This is a genomic window from Pseudomonas sp. 9.1(2019), from assembly GCF_009910445.1.
In the GTDB taxonomy this organism is placed as follows: domain Bacteria; phylum Pseudomonadota; class Gammaproteobacteria; order Pseudomonadales; family Pseudomonadaceae; genus Aquipseudomonas; species Aquipseudomonas paraversuta.
Genome location: NZ_VBWF01000004.1, coordinates 277,758 through 293,916, shown reverse-complemented (window position 1 = coordinate 293,916; position 16,159 = coordinate 277,758). Strand labels below are relative to the sequence as shown.

General features: G+C 57.1%; 18 protein-coding genes and 1 pseudogene. 10 read left to right on the top strand and 9 right to left on the bottom strand.

Going from position 1 to position 16,159, the window contains the following annotated elements; genetic code table 11:
* Positions 1-195 (top strand): annotated as a pseudogene (locus tag FEZ21_RS22595) (hypothetical protein); the annotation flags it as partial.
* 80 nt (positions 196-275) lie between these two features.
* Here FEZ21_RS22595 and tyrS read toward each other — a convergent pair.
* Positions 276-1,481, bottom strand: coding sequence for a tyrosine--tRNA ligase (tyrS, locus tag FEZ21_RS05915; protein ID WP_003444446.1), 1,206 nt, complete (start codon positions 1,479-1,481; stop codon positions 276-278).
* A gap of 211 nt (positions 1,482-1,692) precedes the next feature.
* On the opposite strand from tyrS, the gene FEZ21_RS05910 reads away from it, so the two are divergent.
* Both FEZ21_RS05910 and FEZ21_RS05905 read left to right on the top strand, forming a co-directional pair.
* On the top strand, positions 1,693-3,084 hold the full coding sequence (locus FEZ21_RS05910; RefSeq protein ID WP_127197092.1) for a peptidoglycan DD-metalloendopeptidase family protein: 1,392 nt from the start codon (positions 1,693-1,695) through the stop codon (positions 3,082-3,084).
* Positions 3,085-3,087: 3 nt separating this feature from the next.
* A complete protein-coding gene (locus FEZ21_RS05905; protein WP_060781716.1) occupies positions 3,088-4,179 on the top strand; it encodes an anhydro-N-acetylmuramic acid kinase in 1,092 nt (363 codons plus the stop codon).
* Positions 4,180-4,254: 75 nt separating this feature from the next.
* Here FEZ21_RS05905 and erpA read toward each other — a convergent pair whose 3' ends face one another.
* On the bottom strand, positions 4,255-4,605 hold the full coding sequence (gene erpA, locus FEZ21_RS05900) for an iron-sulfur cluster insertion protein ErpA (protein ID WP_003444456.1): 351 nt from the start codon (positions 4,603-4,605) through the stop codon (positions 4,255-4,257).
* Between the two features lie 168 nt (positions 4,606-4,773).
* Positions 4,774-5,808, bottom strand: coding sequence for an N-acetyl-gamma-glutamyl-phosphate reductase (argC, locus tag FEZ21_RS05895; protein ID WP_010656635.1), 1,035 nt, complete (start codon positions 5,806-5,808; stop codon positions 4,774-4,776).
* A gap of 134 nt (positions 5,809-5,942) precedes the next feature.
* On the opposite strand from argC, the gene hemJ reads away from it, so the two are divergent.
* The 6 genes from hemJ (at position 5,943) to coq7 (ending at position 9,979) form a co-directional block, all read left to right on the top strand.
* On the top strand, positions 5,943-6,371 hold the full coding sequence (gene hemJ / locus FEZ21_RS05890; RefSeq protein WP_003444463.1) for a protoporphyrinogen oxidase HemJ: 429 nt from the start codon (positions 5,943-5,945) through the stop codon (positions 6,369-6,371).
* Positions 6,372-6,401: 30 nt separating this feature from the next.
* Positions 6,402-7,361, top strand: coding sequence for a nitronate monooxygenase family protein (locus FEZ21_RS05885; protein ID WP_003444464.1), 960 nt, complete (start codon positions 6,402-6,404; stop codon positions 7,359-7,361).
* Between the two features lie 64 nt (positions 7,362-7,425).
* Positions 7,426-7,941, top strand: coding sequence for a DUF805 domain-containing protein (locus tag FEZ21_RS05880; protein ID WP_127197090.1), 516 nt, complete (start codon positions 7,426-7,428; stop codon positions 7,939-7,941).
* Between the two features lie 76 nt (positions 7,942-8,017).
* Positions 8,018-8,806, top strand: coding sequence for an SDR family oxidoreductase (locus tag FEZ21_RS05875; protein WP_010656637.1), 789 nt, complete (start codon positions 8,018-8,020; stop codon positions 8,804-8,806).
* Between the two features lie 66 nt (positions 8,807-8,872).
* A complete protein-coding gene (locus tag FEZ21_RS05870) occupies positions 8,873-9,211 on the top strand; it encodes a histidine triad nucleotide-binding protein (RefSeq protein WP_003444467.1) in 339 nt (112 codons plus the stop codon).
* 120 nt (positions 9,212-9,331) lie between these two features.
* Positions 9,332-9,979 (top strand): 2-polyprenyl-3-methyl-6-methoxy-1,4-benzoquinone monooxygenase, encoded by a 648-nt coding sequence (coq7, locus tag FEZ21_RS05865; protein WP_003444469.1) that lies wholly within the window; start codon positions 9,332-9,334, stop codon positions 9,977-9,979.
* Positions 9,980-10,108: 129 nt separating this feature from the next.
* Here the strand turns inward: coq7 and FEZ21_RS05860 are convergent, their stop codons facing one another.
* A complete protein-coding gene (locus tag FEZ21_RS05860; RefSeq protein ID WP_003444470.1) occupies positions 10,109-10,531 on the bottom strand; it encodes an OsmC family protein in 423 nt (140 codons plus the stop codon).
* Positions 10,532-10,757: 226 nt separating this feature from the next.
* Here FEZ21_RS05860 and crp point away from each other — a divergent pair, with 226 nt between their 5' ends.
* Positions 10,758-11,402, top strand: a complete 645-nt coding sequence (gene crp / locus FEZ21_RS05855; protein ID WP_003444471.1) for a cAMP-activated global transcriptional regulator CRP — start codon at positions 10,758-10,760, stop codon at positions 11,400-11,402.
* On the opposite strand, the gene FEZ21_RS05850 is transcribed toward crp, so the two are convergent.
* The 5 genes from FEZ21_RS05850 to trpE all read right to left on the bottom strand — a co-directional run bounded on the left by FEZ21_RS05850 (position 11,399) and on the right by trpE (position 16,153).
* Positions 11,399-12,100, bottom strand: coding sequence for a lipoate--protein ligase family protein (locus tag FEZ21_RS05850; RefSeq protein ID WP_160626657.1), 702 nt, complete (start codon positions 12,098-12,100; stop codon positions 11,399-11,401). The genes crp and FEZ21_RS05850 overlap by 4 nt on opposite strands.
* Before the next feature lie 68 nt (positions 12,101-12,168).
* Complete coding sequence (gene trpC, locus FEZ21_RS05845; RefSeq protein ID WP_003444473.1) at positions 12,169-13,005, bottom strand: indole-3-glycerol phosphate synthase TrpC; 837 nt, start codon at positions 13,003-13,005, stop codon at positions 12,169-12,171.
* On the bottom strand, positions 13,002-14,051 hold the full coding sequence (gene trpD, locus FEZ21_RS05840) for an anthranilate phosphoribosyltransferase (RefSeq protein ID WP_003444474.1): 1,050 nt from the start codon (positions 14,049-14,051) through the stop codon (positions 13,002-13,004). The genes trpC and trpD overlap by 4 nt, the downstream gene beginning before the upstream one ends.
* Before the next feature lie 9 nt (positions 14,052-14,060).
* A complete protein-coding gene (locus tag FEZ21_RS05835) occupies positions 14,061-14,654 on the bottom strand; it encodes an aminodeoxychorismate/anthranilate synthase component II (RefSeq protein WP_010656639.1) in 594 nt (197 codons plus the stop codon).
* A gap of 11 nt (positions 14,655-14,665) precedes the next feature.
* Positions 14,666-16,153: an anthranilate synthase component I gene (trpE, locus tag FEZ21_RS05830; RefSeq protein ID WP_003444478.1), complete on the bottom strand. Its 1,488-nt coding sequence runs from the start codon at positions 16,151-16,153 to the stop codon at positions 14,666-14,668.
* Between the last annotated feature and the right edge of the window lie 6 nt (positions 16,154-16,159).

Genomic DNA, 16,159 nt, shown 5'->3' with positions numbered 1-16,159 from the left:
ACAGCAGCCTCTGTTGCTGTCAAGTGGTTATTTTCAGATGTTTTCAAAGTTTCCTTTGTAACATCAACCACTTGCGCTTTCGATCTCTCGTTAGCGGGAGGCGAATTCTACAGCGTTACACGCTGCTGTCAACACCTCATTTCCTGCTTCGATGACTTGAAGCTGACACTGCCGAAGAACCATCCAACTCATTGAAACTCAAGGATTTTTCCGTTTCGACTGCGCCGGAAGTGGGCGCATTATAGGTTAATAAAATGCGCCGTCCAGCTCTTATTTCAGTTTGATTCAGCTTTCAGGGTAATACGGGCAAACGCCTTCTTCCCCGCCTGACAAACATGGGTCGAGCCCAGTGCATATATATAGGTGCGGTCAACCACCTCACCATCTATACGTACACCACCGGAACCCAGCAAATCCCGCGCAACCGCAGAGTTCTTCACCAGCCCGGCCTTATTAAGGACTGCAGCGATCGGCATATCCTCAGTAGCGGTCAACTCGACCTCAGGCAGATCATCAGGCAACTCGCCATCCTTCATGCGGTTGCCCGCACCGCGATGGGCATTTGCAGCAGCCTCTTCACCATGGAACCGGGCCACAATCTCTTCCGCCAACCTGATTTTGATATCGCGCGGGTTTGCACCAGCTTCAACCTCAGCCCTGAATGCATCGATCTCGTCCATCGAACGAAAGCTCAGCAACTCAAAGTAACGCCACATCAGCGCATCCGGAATAGACACCAGCTTGCTGTACATCACACCCGGAGCCTCCTGGATGCCAACATAGTTGCCCAGAGACTTGGACATCTTCTTGACGCCATCCAGCCCTTCAAGCAGCGGCATGGTAACAATGCACTGGGCTTCCTGACCGTAGCCGCGCTGCAGCTCACGACCCATCAACAAGTTGAACTTCTGGTCGGTACCACCCAGCTCCACGTCTGCCTTCAAGGCAACAGAGTCATATCCCTGCACCAGCGGATAAAGAAACTCGTGGATGGCAATCGGCTGATTCGTGGTGTAGCGCTTATCGAAGTCATCGCGCTCAAGCATGCGAGCCACGGTGTACTGAGAGGTCAAGCGAATGAAATCGGCCGGCCCCATCTGATCCATCCAGGTGGAGTTGAATGCCACCTCGGTTTTTGCAGGATCAAGGATCTTGAACACCTGAGTCTTGTAGGTTTCGGCATTGGCCAGCACTTGCTCACGGGTCAACGGTGGACGCGTTGCACTCTTGCCGCTCGGATCGCCAATCATCCCGGTGAAATCACCAATAAGGAAGATCACCTGATGCCCCAGCTCCTGGAACTGACGCAGCTTATTAATAAGTACGGTGTGACCCAAGTGCAGATCAGGCGCCGTGGGGTCGAATCCGGCCTTAATCCGCAACGGCTGACCGCGCTTGAGTTTCTCGACCAGTTCAGACTCGACCAGTACCTCTTCGGCACCACGCTTGATTAGCGCTAGCTGCTCTTCAACCGACTTCATATCAGACCCGTAAGGCTCAAATTCAAAGGGAACCAACCATACAAGATCAGGGACTAATTACAAGTTCCGGGCGGCATACGGCAACTATCCGCGCGCGAATAGCTCGCGGACTTGCTTCAAGGGCGATTTGGTTATATTTTATACAGTTATTTCATCTTCACCGTGCCAGTCATCTTTTCCAATTCATCCTTTATTCAAAGTCAAATTATCTATGACCAGTCAACCGCCTAAAGCGCCACCGCTTTATCCGAAGACCCACCTGCTCGCAGCAAGTGGTATCGCCGCCCTCTTGAGTCTGGCCCTGCTGGTATTTCCCTCCAGCGAAGTAGAAGCCAAAAGAACGACTCTAAATCTGGAACTGGAAACGCCTGCAGAACAACTGACACAAGATCAAGACGCTGCAGAACTCACTCAGGCCACAAATGAAGCGACTCCATCGCCTTTTGCCCAAATTGAACAACAGGACAACCCTGTAGCAAAAGTTGAGGAAGACAAAGCCCCCAGCCACCGCGAAGTAGTGGTTTCCAAGGGCGATACACTCTCGACCCTGTTCGCTAAAGTAGGCCTTCCTGCCACCTCAGTGCATGAAATCCTGGCCAGCGACAAGCAAGCCAAACAATTCAGCCAACTGAAACACGGGCAGAAGCTCGAATTTGAAATGGGCCCCGATGGCCAACTGAACAACCTGCACAGCCAGGTTAGCGACCTCGAGACCATCACCCTCAGCAAATCGGCCAAGGGCTATACATTCCGGCGTGTTACTACCCTTCCCGTCGTGCGCTCGGCCTATGTACACGGTGTTATCTCCAGCTCGCTGTCAGCATCTGGCCAGCGTGCCGGCCTGCCCCACAGCATGACCATGGAAATGGCCAAAGTGTTTGGTTACGACATCGACTTCGCACAGGACATTCGCCCGGGCGACCAGTTCGAAGTGATCTACGAGCAGAAAGTGGCCAACGGTAAAACGGTGGGTACGGGCAACATCCTCTCGGCGCGCTTTACCAACCGCGGCAAGACCTACACCGCCGTACGCTATACAAACAAGCAAGGCGTCAGCAATTACTACACGGCTGACGGCAGCAGCATGCGCAAGGCATTCATCCGCACACCGGTGGACTTCGCCCGTATCAGCTCGCGCTTCTCCTCAGGCCGCAAACACCCGATCCTGAACAAGATCCGCGCCCACAAAGGCGTAGATTATGCCGCGCCGCGCGGTACGCCGATTAAAGCAGCCGGTGATGGCAAAGTACTGCTCGCTGGCCGTCGTGGCGGCTACGGCAATACCGTAATCATTCAACACGGCAATACCTACCGCACCCTTTACGGGCACATGCAGGGCTTCGCCAAAGGCATTAAAACCGGCGGATCGGTGAAGCAAGGGCAGGTGATCGGGTTTATCGGCACAACAGGCCTTTCCACGGGTCCTCACCTGCATTACGAGTTCCAGGTCAACGGTGTGCACGTTGATCCCCTGGGCCAGAAGCTACCAATGGCTGATCCGATTGCCAAAGCTGAGCGCACGCGCTTCCTGCAGCAAAGCCAGCCACTAATGGCCCGCATGAACCAGGAAAAGGCCACCCTCCTGGCCTCGAGCAAGCGCTAAGCGATGGCCCTCTATATAGGCGTGATGTCCGGCACCAGTCTCGATGGCATGGACATCGCCCTTATCGAGCTGGGGGCGAGCATCACCCTGCTCGCCACCCACTACATCCCGATGCCCGCCGCCCTGCGCAGCGAATTGCTGGGCCTGTGCGCCAGCGGACCTGACGAGGTGGCACGCTGTGCCATTGCCGAAAACCACTGGGTCGAACTGGCCGCTCAAGGCGTAAACACACTCCTTGCCCAGCAGCAGCTAACCCCGCAAGACATCCGGGCAATCGGCAGCCATGGCCAGACCATCCGCCACGAACCTGCCCTGGGCTTCACCGTACAGATCGGCAACCCGGCCCTATTGGCCGAGCTGACCAACATCTGCGTGGTCGGCGACTTCCGTCGCCGTGATGTTGCCGCTGGAGGCCAGGGAGCACCGCTGGTCCCAGCCTTCCATGAAGCCCTGTTTACGGGCGAGCATGAACATCGAGCTGTATTGAACGTAGGAGGATTCAGCAACCTGAGTCTGATAACTCCAACGAACCCTGTAGCTGGATTCGACAGTGGGCCAGGCAATGTCCTGCTCGATGCCTGGATACAAGAACAGCGCGGCGAACTGTACGACCGCAACGGCCAGTGGGCCGCCAGTGGCAAGGTTGAACCTGTGCTGCTTAACGCCTTGCTCAGCGACCCGTTCTTCCAGACCAAGGGCCCGAAGAGCACTGGCCGGGAAGTGTTCAACCTTAACTGGTTGAAACATCACCTCTTCGCCCTGCCAACCTTCCCCACTGAAGACGTGCAAGCAACGCTGCTCGAACTCACGGCACTGACCATCGTAGAGTCGCTGCAGTCGGCTCAGCCCCACACCGACGAACTACTGGTGTGCGGCGGCGGCGCCCACAATGCGGCCTTGATGACACGTCTTGCGCAACTGCTCCCGCAAACCAAGGTCAACAGCACCCTGGTCAAAGGGGTAGACCCTGACTGGGTCGAAGCCATGGCCTTTGCATGGCTGGCGCACTGCTGCCTGGAAAACATCCCCACCAATCGTCCCAGTGTCACCGGGGCCCGCGGCCTGCGGGTATTGGGCGGCATCTACCCGGCCTGACCTGCCCGCACAAACGCCAGACAGCAAAACGCCGCGAAACTACGCGGCGTTGAGTGTGAAACCTGTACTGCGCAATCAGATCGAGAACGATGATCCGCAACCACATGTTGTGGTGGCATTCGGGTTCTTGATCACAAAGCGCGAGCCTTCCAGACCTTCCTGATAATCCACCTCGGCACCCGCCAGGTACTGGAAGCTCATCGGATCGACCACCAGGCTTACGCCTTCGCGCTCAACAATGGTGTCGTCATCGGCCACTTCTTCATCGAAGGTAAAGCCATACTGAAAACCGGAACAACCGCCGCCCGTAACAAAAACGCGCAACTTCAAACGATCATTACCCTCTTCATCGACCAGGCTCTTCACCTTGTGCGCAGCACCTTCGGTGAATTGCAAAGCCATGGGGGTGAAGGATTCGACGCTCATGCTGATTATCTCCCGGCGATGTGCCGCCATAATGCGTGATGACGCGCATTATCCGCTTCTCCTAGAAAAGCGGTCAACTATTTGAGGGCAGCAGCAAGCGATCAGCTACAAGCTGCAAGCATGCCGCGCCCTCACTTACAGCTTGTAGCTTTAAGCTTGCAGCTGTTTTCAGGGCAACATTCCGGCGTGGGACAAGCCCAGGCGCTCATCCAGGCCGAACATGATATTCATGTTCTGTACCGCCTGGCCTGATGCCCCCTTGACCAGATTGTCGATCACCGACAGCACGACAACCAGATCGCCATCCTGTGGCCGATGCACAGCAATACGGCACACGTTGGCACCCCGCACACTGCGGGTTTCCGGGTGGCTGCCGGCTGGCATCACATCAACGAAAGGCTCGTTGGCATAACGATGTTCAAACAAAGCCTGCAGGTCCACAGAACGATCAACCACGGTGGCATAGAGCGTCGAGTGAATACCCCGAATCATCGGCGTCAGATGCGGTACGAAGGTCAGACCGACATCCTTGCCGGCAGCACGACGCAAACCCTGACGGATTTCGGGCAAATGGCGATGACCTTTAACGGCATATGCCTTCATGCTTTCGGACGTTTCAGCGTACAGCGAACCTACGCTCGCACCGCGACCGGCACCGCTCACGCCTGACTTGCAATCGGCGATCAACCTCGAAGTATCCGCCAGCCCCGCTTCCAGCAATGGAAGGAAACCCAATTGGGTTGCAGTCGGATAGCAACCCGGCACCGCGATCAGGCGCGCCTGTTTGATTTGCTCGCGATTCACTTCCGGCAGGCCGTATACCGCCTCTTCGAGCAACGCCGGCGCGCCATGGGGCTGACCGTACCACTTGGCCCACTCATCCGCGTCCTGCAGGCGGAAATCTGCCGACAGATCGATCACCTTGGTACCCGCCTCCAGCAACTCGCCGGCCAGGGCGTGGGCTACGCCGTGGGGTGTGGCGAAAAACACCACATCGCACGCAGCCAGGGCTTGCGTATCAGGCACGCTGAACGCCAGACCGTCGTAATGACCGCGCAGGTTGGGATACATATCGGCAACAGGCAGGCCCGCCTCGGATCGAGAAGTGATGACAACCACTTCAGCCTGCGGATGCTGTGCCAGCAATCGCAGCAATTCGACCCCGGTGTAACCCGTGCCGCCGACAATACCGACCTTGACCATAACCTGCCCCTCAACGAACCCACTGGAAAGCCCACGATAATAGGGACAGCGCGCCCCTGCGACAACCGTCAAGGTGACTCCCGGACGCTCTACTACTACTATTTGATCTACCGTGAACCTGGGAATAACTAAAAATGCTTTATCTATGGCTCAAAGCCTTCCACATCATCAGTATCGTCTGCTGGTTTGCAGGCCTCTTCTACTTGCCCCGCCTCTTTGTTTACCACGCACAAAGCGAGGACGCCGTGAGCAAGGAGCGATTCAGCCTCATGGAGCGCAAGCTGTATCGCGGCATCATGGGACCGGCAATGATTGCCACCCTGATTTTCGGTGGCTGGCTGATCAGCCTTAACCCGAGCGGTTACTTCAGTCAGGGCTGGATGCACGTCAAGCTGACACTGGTGATTCTGCTCATCGGCTACCACCACATGTGTGGCGCCCAGGTAAAACGCTTCGCCCGCGGCGAAAACAAGCGCTCTCACGTGTTCTACCGCTGGTTCAACGAAGTACCGGTAGTGTTCTTGCTGGCCATCGTCATTCTGGCAGTGGTCAAACCCTTTTAAACCCGCCCCGCCATTTACCGAGGTTATCCAATGTCACTGCCCGCTTTGCTCGAAAAATGCTTGCGCCTGCCGGTGGTGGCAGCCCCCATGTTTCTGATCTCCAACCCTCAACTCGTCCTGGCCTGCTGCCGCAATGGCGTTGTGGGCAGTTTTCCTGCGCTCAACCAACGCGATAGCAATGGATTCAAAGCATGGCTTGAGGAAATAGAAGCGGGCCTGGCCTTACTGGATAATCCCGCGCCCTACGCCGTGAACCTGATCGTGCATAACAGCAACCCACGGCTACAGGCTGACCTGGCGATCTGTATTGAGCACAAAGTCCCGATCATCATCACCAGCCTGGGCGCGGCAAAGGAAGTCGTGGATGCCGTCCACAGTTATGGCGGCCTGGTGTTCCATGACGTCACCACTCGACGCCATGCAGAAAAAGCCGCAGAAGCCGGGGTCGATGGCCTGATTGCAGTCGCCGCAGGTGCCGGTGGCCATGCGGGAACCTGGAGCCCTTTTGCGCTGCTGGCTGAAATTCGCCAGTTCTTTGATAAAACAGTGTTGCTCGCCGGCTGCATGAACCACGGCCATGAGATTCTCGCCGCGCAAATCCTCGGTGCCGACCTTGCCTACCTCGGAACCCGCTTTATCGGCACCCGGGAAAGCCATGCGCCTGATGCGTACAAAGACATGCTGCTGGCATCCCGGGCAGCCGACATCATCCACACCCCGGCCGTCTCGGGTGTGCCCGCCAACTTCATGCGCAAAAGCCTCGAAAGCGCGGGCTTCGACCTCGACGCACTTCAAGGCAAAGGCGAGACCAAACTCAAGCCCCTGACTGAAGAAGCCAAGGCCTGGAAAACGGTATGGTCCGCCGGCCAGGGGGCAGGAGGCATTAACGATCTGCCGACAACTGAGCACTTGATCGCACGTCTGGAAGAGGAATATCGCAAGGCCCACAGCCTCACCCGCGAACTGGCCCGACACTGGCCCCATCACTGATACTCCCCCGGCCCGCCCACTACAGCGGGCTCTTTGCTAATGACCGCCTGACAAGGAAGCAGACATGACAGAACTCAGCCTGGAAAAAACGCCCGAGGAGCACTACGCGTATCCAGATCCCCTGGGGTTCAGCGGACGGATCGGACGTATGCGCCTGCTGGCCTGGAGCCTGATTCTGGGTCTCATCGCCAGCGTTGTCGCCCTACTGGTCCTGCTTGCGATCAAGGTGTCCCCCACTCTGGCCATCACCTTTGGCGCGACCCTGACGCTCGTCTTCGTCGTGGTCAATCTCAGAATCAATGCGCAACGCCTGCACGACCTCAACTGGTCCGCATGGATGCTGTTGTTGCATCTGGTGCCGGTGGCCAATCTGGTGTTAACCCTTGCGCTGCTGTTGATGCCCGGCACCCCGGGGCCCAACAAGTACGGTTTGCCACCTCCACCCAACAGCACGGCGGTCAAAGTCCTGGCCTGGATTAACATTGTGTTGATGGTTTTGGGTCTTTTCATCCTGATCATCGGCCTGGCTCTTGGCCTGCAGGACTCGTTGATCAACGCAGCCAACAGCAACAGTCTGTAGACTGCGCGTCTAAATGAACGCGTTAACGCCAGGGACATCATTGTCACCGGACTGCACCGTTGCGATGGAGAACAGCATGACCCGTTACGCTTTAATCACTGGCGCCTCCAGCGGCATTGGCCTGGCTCTGGCCGAAGCCCTCGCCCGCCGCGGTCGCAGCCTGATTCTTGTGGCCCGCCAGCGGGACGCGCTAGAAAGCATTGCGCTGGAGTTGACCCAGCGTTTCGGCGTAGAGGTACTGTTCAGGGCCTGTGATCTTGGCGAGCCATTGCGTCTTTCCGGCTTTTTACTTGAGCTCGAAGAAGGTGACCGGCAGATCGACCTGCTGGTCAATTGCGCGGGCATTGGCACTTGCGGCCCCTTCCTGGCGCATGACTGGAGCGCCGAACAAGACCTGATCGAGCTCAACGTGCTGGCTCTCACGCGGTTATGCCATGCCATCGGCAACATGATGGCGGTCCAGGGCGGCGGGCAAATCCTCAATGTGTCCTCGATTGCAGCCTTCCAGCCCGGGCCCTGGCTGAGCACTTATTTCGCCAGTAAAGCGTATGTGCTGCATTTTTCCGAAGGCTTGCGCGAAGAGGTAAAGAAAACCGGGATCAAGGTCTCGGTACTTTGCCCCGGTGTCACGCGAACCCGTTTCTTCGACGCGGCCAGAATGAACGCCGACAAGGTCAAGCAAAGCGAAGGCGCCATGACTCCCGAAGAAGTTGCGCTCTATACCGTACGCGCGCTGGAGAAAAACAAGGCGATCATAATTCCGGGCCGGCGCAATCGCTGGATAACCCGTATGCCACGCTTCTTCTCGCGCTGGATGACGAGAAAAATAGCCGCCCGGGTCAACAAATCCTATTGCCCGCGTTAACCGGACTGGGCGTAATCCGCTGCCCTGAGTACACTCGGACCGGACTTCACTCACGGAGACACAGCTTTGGATACTCTGTTCACCAAAATCATCAACCGTGAAATACCCGCCAAGATCATCTACGAAGATGATCAGGTGCTGGCATTTCACGATATCGCCCCACAGGCGCCGATCCATTTTCTGGTCATTCCCAAAAAACCGATCCGCACCCTCAACGACCTGCAGGAAGAAGACAAACTACTGGCAGGGCACATCCTGTTTACCGCACAACGCCTTGCCAAAGAGCTGGGCTGCGAAGACGGTTTCCGCGTGGTAATGAACTGCAATGAAAAGGGTGGCCAAACGGTCTACCACATTCATATGCACGTTCTGGGTCAGCGCCAGATGAACTGGCCGCCGGGCTGATTGCAAAACCGTACGCCATCGTGGGCGCTGCCCGGCTCCCACGTTCAGCGGTGATCCAGCGCAAACCCTGTACGCCCGATTGGGGTAAACTGACCGCCGTGATTTTTTCCGGAGGTAAGCATGACTACCCAACGTCACTACTCGCCGATTGACCGTCTTCTGTTACAGGCCGACACAGCGCTGCGTACCTTGCTGCCGTTCAGCGGCCAGCCCCATCGCCCGTCGCCGGCCATCGTCAAACCTGAAAACCCGCTGGACGAACAGGCAAGTCGCCATGTGGCCGGGTTAATGCGCATCAACCATACCGGTGAAGTCTGTGCCCAGGCCTTGTATCAAGGCCAGGCCCTGACCGCCAAACTGCCCCAAGTGCGCGAAGCCATGGAGCAGGCAGCAGAAGAGGAAATTGACCACCTGGCCTGGTGCGAACAGCGCATCCGCCAGCTGGGCAGCCATCCAAGTCTGTTGAACCCGCTGTTTTACGGCATGTCCTTCGGGATCGGGGCTGCGGCAGGGTTAATCAGCGACAAAGTCAGCCTCGGGTTTGTTGCCGCTACCGAAGATCAAGTGTGCAAACATCTCAACGAGCATCTTGAGCAACTGCCCGCGCAAGATGAGAAATCACGGGCGATCCTTGAACAGATGCGCATCGATGAAGAGCAACATGCAGAGTCCGCACTCAATGCCGGCGGGTTCCGCTTTCCTGCTCCAGTGAAGTTCGGCATGAGCCTGATGGCCAAAGTCATGACCAAAAGCACCTACCGCATCTGACTGCCGGCACGACTTGAATACGCCAGGAACAGGCGATTCGCTCATGGGCATATAAAAAAAGGCGGCTACCTACCGGTAGCCGCCTTTTTTATTGTTCGAAACCTGCGCCAGCTTGCATGCAATGGCGACTCAGCCCAACTCGATGATTTCATAATCATGGCTGATGGCTACACCGGCGGCGCCAAGCATGATCGACGCGGAGCAATACTTTTCGGCAGACAGTTCGATGGCACGCTTGACCTGAGCTTCTTTCAAGCCGCGACCTTTCACCACAAAGTGCAGGTGAATTTTAGTGAACACCTTAGGGTCTTCAGTGGCGCGCTCGGCTTCCAGGAATGCCTCGCAACTCTCAACTGCCTGACGCGACTTCTTGAGGATGCTGACAACATCGAAGTTGCTGCAACCACCGAGCCCCAGCAGAAGCATTTCCATCGGTCGAACGCCCAGGTTACGACCACCGCTCTCGGGTGGGCCGTCCATCACAACGACGTGGCCGCTGCCCGATTCGCCCAGAAACATGGCTTCGCCAGCCCATTGAATGCGTGCCTTCATCGCCCAGACTCCACTGATTTAAAAGGGGCGCCAGCTTAGCACAGCGCCCGAAACCGAGCGTTCACCACACCGAAGCCTTTATTCATTGCGACATGGAGCATCAGGAAAATTCTGACAACCGTTAAGAATCTGTCTGTTAAGCTGGCGCCAAATCACTGGCGCCAACCAGCCAGAGCGATATAAAAAATAGACACAACCCTTACTGTGCATGCTTCGGGATACAACAATGGTTGCTTTTACTCCCATACCAAAAATCAAAAATCTCGACAAATTTTTGACTCAGTGCCAACGCAGACGCTATCAGACCAAGAACAACATCATCTGCGCCGGTGAAAACTCACACACACTGTTTTTTATAATCAGAGGCTCGGTCACGATTGTGATCGAGGACGATGATGGTCGAGAAATGATCATTGCTTATCTCAACCCCGGCGATTTCATTGGCGAACTGGGTCTGTTTGAACAGCCAGGACAGGAGCAGGCTCGCAGTGCATGGGTTCGCGCCAAGACTGAGTGCGAGATTGCAGAAATTAGTTACACGAAATTCAGAGAGTATGCGCTGCAAGAACCGGAAATTCTTTATGCGATCAGCGGCCAAATCGCACAACGCTTACGCAATACCACACGAAAAGTCGGCGACCTGGCATTTTTCGACGTGACCGGGCGAGTGGCCCGCTGCCTGCTGGAACTGTGCAAACAACCCGATGCAATGACCCACCCCGACGGCATGCAAATCAAGATTACCCGTCAGGAGATCGGCAGAATTGTCGGCTGTTCCCGCGAGATGGTCGGCCGTGTGCTCAAGGATCTTGAAGAACAGAACCTGGTGAGCGTCAAAGGGAAAACCATGGTGGTGTTCGGCACACGCTAAGGCTTCAGCAAGGGCACCAGAATTTGTTGGTAACTGGTGCTCAAACGCTCGAAGAAATCGGGCGCAGGAAACACTTCATGCAGTGCGATATGACTCTCGGCACGGCAGTGCTGCTCCAGCCCGCATAACTGATTGAAGCGGTTGACTGCAGCCACCATCGAGTCGCGCTCGTTTTCAACCAGTAATGCTCCGTGAACCAGGCCCACAGGCCGCTGCCCGCCCTGGCTCTGCCGCCAACGCTGCGCAGTTCCCACCAGCTTTCGCGCATTCAGGTTGACGTTGAAGCGACCATCGCAAAACGCGCCTTCGACTTCCCCCAAAGACGCCACGCCCCCCAGCTCTGTCAGTAAATCGCAGATCGGCTCACACAACCGTCGATAGGCCGTTTCGATACGTCCCTGATCACCTTCAGTACGCGCCGGTGCGTAGACCAGAGCGATATTGATCGTCGCTGCTGACTGAGGGACAGGCTCACCACCGGTTTCGCGCAACAGAATGGGCCAGCCGCTGGCCGCCAGTTCTGCACTGGCCTGCTCGAAACCCGGTAACCGGCTCAAGCGCCGCGGCATCACCAGCGCACGGTCCGTGGGTTGCCAGAACAAGACACCCGCCTCCAGCTCTGCGGCGCATACCGAAGCCAGTAAATCCTGCTCGGCCTTGAGGCAGGCTTCTACACTGAGTTGCTGGATGAGTGTCATAGGTGTCCTTGTCCAGCACCGACCAAATCGTCTTGCGATGCAGGCAACCGATGCCTGCAGAGCGCCGGTTAATCCAGGGTAGAGCCCGTTACCTGCACAACCCGCTCCGGGAAGAACAGACGCTGCAGTTCATTACCCGGGTTTTCTGCACGCATAAAGGCTTCGCCCACCAGGAACGAATACACGTCGCTGATTTCCATCAGCTCCACGTCTGCCCGGTTGAGAATCCCGCTCTCGGTAATCACCAGTCGATCCCGCGGGATACGCGGCAACAGATCCAGGGTGGTTTCCAGGCTGACGTCAAAAGTGTGCAGATTACGGTTATTGATCCCCAGCAATGGCGTGTCCAGGGTCTTGAGTGCACGCTCAAGCTCATCGCCATCATGCACTTCGACCAGGACATCCAGCCCAACGCTTTTGGCAACGGCAGCCAGCTCGGCCATTTTCACGTCATCCAGCGCAGAGACGATCAACAACACGCAGTCTGCGCCCAAGGCCCGGGCTTCGACGATCTGGTACGGATCGATCATGAAGTCTTTGCGGATCACTGGCAGCTTGCAGGCAGCGCGAGCCTGCTGCAGGTACAGATCGGCGCCCTGGAAAAAATCAATATCGGTGAGTACCGACAGACAGGTAGCGCCACCTTTTTCATAACTCTGGGCAATTTCGGCAGGCACAAAGTGCTCGCGAATTACGCCCTTGCTTGGCGAAGCCTTTTTGATCTCGGCGATGACCGCTGGCTGTTTCAACTTGGCCTGCGCCAGCATGGCCCTGGCGAAGCCGCGCACCGGATCAGCCTGAGCTGCCATACGTTCAAGTTCGGCCAGGCTCACACGAGCGCTACGCTCGGCCACTTCCTGAACTTTACGCGCCAGAATATTTTCCAGAACGGTAGGCACACTCATGCTTGGTTCTCCTGTTTGAAGATGGCGGTAAAGGCACCCAGCTCTTCGAGTTTTTCCCGAGCCAGACCTGTATGCAGCGCATCGTGAGCCAAAGCCACACCCTCTTTGAGAGTGTAGGCAAGATCAGCGGCATACAACGCGGCCCCGGCATTGAGCACGATCATCTCGGCGGCCTTCTGGCCTGCTTCTGTCTTGCGTCGGCCCAGGGCATCGCGGATCAGCTCCAGCGATTGTTCCGGACTATCGACCACCAGACCGAACAGGCTCTGGCTCTTGATACCCAAATCTTCAGGCTGCACCCAATATTCAGTAATCTCGCCTTTGTTCAGTTCCGCAACAAAGGTCGGGGCCGCCAGGCTGAACTCGTCCAGACCATCTTGCGAATGCACCACCAGCACATGCTTGCTACCCAGACGCTGCAGCACTTCAGCCAGCGGTCGGCACAGCGCCTGATTGAATACACCTACGACCTGATGCACTACGCCGGCCGGATTCGTAAGCGGGCCAAGCATATTGAACAAAGTCCGCAGGCCCAGATCGCGACGCGGAATGGCCGCGTGCTTCATGGCACCGTGGTGGGACTGGGCAAACATGAAACCGATGCCCACGCTGTCGATACAACGGGCGACTTGCACGGGCGTCAGGTTCAAGTACACACCGGCGGCCTCCAGCAAATCAGCGCTGCCGCTTTTACCCGACACGGCGCGGTTACCGTGCTTGGCTACAGTGCAGCCTGCGGCCGCAATTACCAGAGCGGAAGCCGTGGACACGTTGAAAATATTCGCACCATCGCCGCCGGTGCCAACAATGTCGACCACACCGTCCAGGGTCTTGAGTTCAACCTTGTCCGCCAGCTCGCGCATCACCGTCACAGCACCGACAATCTCGTCGATGCTTTCGCTTTTCATGCGCATGCCCATCATGAACGCGCCAATCTGCGCCTCGGTGCACTGACCGGTCATGATGTCGCGCATCACATCGCGCATTTCTTCGGTGGTCAGGTCCAGATGACCGACGATACGGTTCAGGGCAGTCTTGATATCCATATAAAGTCCTTAGCGCGTGCCGCCGGTTTGTTTAAGAAAGTTGGCAAACAGTTCATGACCCTGTTCGGTCAGGATCGACTCGGGGTGGAATTGCACCCCTTCGATGTTCAGCGTTTTGTGGCGCAAGCCCATGATCTCGTCCACCGAGCCATCGGCGTGTTGCGTCCAGGCCGTCAGCTCCAGGCACTCAGGCAAGGTTTCACGCTTGACCACCAGCGAGTGGTAACGGGTCACGGTCAGCGGGTTGTTCAATCCCTGGAACACCCCGGTATCCAGGTGATACACCGGACTGGTTTTACCGTGCATCACTTGCCGGGCGCGAACCACATCACCACCGAAGGCCTGCCCGATGGACTGATGGCCCAGGCATACCCCCAGAATCGGCAGCTTGCCGGCAAAATACTTGATGGCTTCAAGCGAGATACCCGCCTCGTTCGGCGTGCACGGGCCGGGCGAGACCACAATGCGCTCAGGTTTCAGCGCTTCGATCTGAGCAATGCTCAGCTCATCGTTGCGCACCACCTTGACCTCTGCACCCAGCTCGCCGAGGTACTGCACAACGTTGTAGGTAAAAGAGTCGTAATTATCGATCATCAGCAACATGGCAAAGCTCCTCAGGCGTCGGATGCGGGGGTTTGTTCAGCGAGCGCTACGGCACGAAACATCGCGCGGCGTTTGTTCAGCGTCTCTTCCCACTCCAGGGCCGGTACCGAGTCGGCGACAATGCCGCCGCCGGCTTGCACATGCAATTCACCGTTCTTGATCACCGCAGTACGAATCGCGATGGCCGTGTCCATATTGCCGTTCCAGGCGAAATAACCGACTGCGCCGCCATATACACCGCGCTTGACCGGCTCCAGCTCGTCGATGATTTCCATCGCGCGGATTTTCGGCGCACCTGACAAGGTTCCCGCCGGCAGAATCGCCCGCAGCGCATCCATCGCCGTCAGCCCGCTTTTGAGCTGGCCGGTGACGTTGGACACAATGTGCATCACGTTGGAGTAACGCTCGATCACCATTTTCTCGGTGAGCCTGACCGAGCCGATTTCCGAAACACGCCCTGTGTCATTGCGCCCAAGGTCGATCAGCATCAAGTGCTCGGCGATTTCCTTGTCGTCGCTGAGCAGGTCTTGCTCCAGCGCCAGGTCAGCCTCTTCGGTTGCGCCACGGGGACGGGTACCGGCGATCGGGCGCACGGTAATCAGGTTGTCTTCGACCCGCACCAGCACTTCCGGCGAACTGCCCACCACGTGGAAGTCGCCAAAGTTGAAGAAGTACATGTAAGGCGTCGGGTTGAAGCAACGCAGCGCGCGGTACAGATCGATCGGCGCAGCCTTGAAGTCGATGGACATCCGCTGCGACGGCACTACTTGCATGCAGTCGCCCGCCAGGATGTAGTCCTTGATGGTGTCGACGGCTTTTTCGTAATCAGACTGGGTGAAGCTGGAACGGAACACCGGATCGGCTGCTTGCTGCCTGGTGAAATCCAGGCCTTGACGCGGCGTAATCGGCTGGCGCAACTGTTCAAGCAACGCCTCAAGGCGGGCCTGGCCTGCATCGTAGGCATCAGGCTGCGCAGGGTCGACCAGTACGATGGCGTGCATCTTGCCGGCCAGGTTGTCGAACACCACCACCGCGTCGGACACCATCAGCAAAATATCGGGCACCCCCAGCGGGTCCGGGTTCGGGCACTTGCCCAGACGTTTCTCCACGTAGCGCACGCAGTCATAACCGAAATAGCCCACCAGCCCGCCGTTGAAGCGTGGCAGCCCGGCGATGGTCGGTACGTTGTAGCGGGCCTTGAACTCTTCAACGAAGGTCAGTGGATCATCCGCTTCAAGAGACTCGATTTCGACGCCGTCATGGGTCACCCGGATCTGCTGCTCATGCACGCGAAGTACAGTGCGACATGGCAAGCCAATGATCGAATAACGCCCCCACTTCTCGCCGCCCTGCACCGACTCCAGCAAATAGGAGTTGGGCTGGTCAGCCAGTTTCAGGTAGATCGACAAGGGTGTGTCGAAGTCAGCAAGGGTTTCACGTGCAAGGGGGATACGGTTGTAGCCGGCAGCGGCCAAACGCAGGAATTCTTCGCGGATCATGAGGTG

What these genes read in the sequence shown, in the direction of transcription:
- tyrS (WP_003444446.1), bottom strand. Translation starts at nt 1,481, where the DNA reads ATGAAGTCGGTTGAAGAGCAGCTAGCGCTAATCAAGCGTGGTGCCGAA.
- FEZ21_RS05910 (WP_127197092.1), top strand. Translation starts at nt 1,693, where the DNA reads ATGACCAGTCAACCGCCTAAAGCGCCACCGCTTTATCCGAAGACCCAC.
- FEZ21_RS05905 (WP_060781716.1), top strand. Translation starts at nt 3,088, where the DNA reads ATGGCCCTCTATATAGGCGTGATGTCCGGCACCAGTCTCGATGGCATG.
- erpA (WP_003444456.1), bottom strand. Translation starts at nt 4,605, where the DNA reads ATGAGCGTCGAATCCTTCACCCCCATGGCTTTGCAATTCACCGAAGGT.
- argC (WP_010656635.1), bottom strand. Translation starts at nt 5,808, where the DNA reads ATGGTCAAGGTCGGTATTGTCGGCGGCACGGGTTACACCGGGGTCGAA.
- hemJ (WP_003444463.1), top strand. Translation starts at nt 5,943, where the DNA reads ATGCTTTATCTATGGCTCAAAGCCTTCCACATCATCAGTATCGTCTGC.
- FEZ21_RS05885 (WP_003444464.1), top strand. Translation starts at nt 6,402, where the DNA reads ATGTCACTGCCCGCTTTGCTCGAAAAATGCTTGCGCCTGCCGGTGGTG.
- FEZ21_RS05880 (WP_127197090.1), top strand. Translation starts at nt 7,426, where the DNA reads ATGACAGAACTCAGCCTGGAAAAAACGCCCGAGGAGCACTACGCGTAT.
- FEZ21_RS05875 (WP_010656637.1), top strand. Translation starts at nt 8,018, where the DNA reads ATGACCCGTTACGCTTTAATCACTGGCGCCTCCAGCGGCATTGGCCTG.
- coq7 (WP_003444469.1), top strand. Translation starts at nt 9,332, where the DNA reads ATGACTACCCAACGTCACTACTCGCCGATTGACCGTCTTCTGTTACAG.
- FEZ21_RS05860 (WP_003444470.1), bottom strand. Translation starts at nt 10,531, where the DNA reads ATGAAGGCACGCATTCAATGGGCTGGCGAAGCCATGTTTCTGGGCGAA.
- crp (WP_003444471.1), top strand. Translation starts at nt 10,758, where the DNA reads ATGGTTGCTTTTACTCCCATACCAAAAATCAAAAATCTCGACAAATTT.
- FEZ21_RS05850 (WP_160626657.1), bottom strand. Translation starts at nt 12,100, where the DNA reads ATGACACTCATCCAGCAACTCAGTGTAGAAGCCTGCCTCAAGGCCGAG.
- trpC (WP_003444473.1), bottom strand. Translation starts at nt 13,005, where the DNA reads ATGAGTGTGCCTACCGTTCTGGAAAATATTCTGGCGCGTAAAGTTCAG.
- trpD (WP_003444474.1), bottom strand. Translation starts at nt 14,051, where the DNA reads ATGGATATCAAGACTGCCCTGAACCGTATCGTCGGTCATCTGGACCTG.
- FEZ21_RS05835 (WP_010656639.1), bottom strand. Translation starts at nt 14,654, where the DNA reads ATGTTGCTGATGATCGATAATTACGACTCTTTTACCTACAACGTTGTG.
- trpE (WP_003444478.1), bottom strand. Translation starts at nt 16,153, where the DNA reads ATGATCCGCGAAGAATTCCTGCGTTTGGCCGCTGCCGGCTACAACCGT.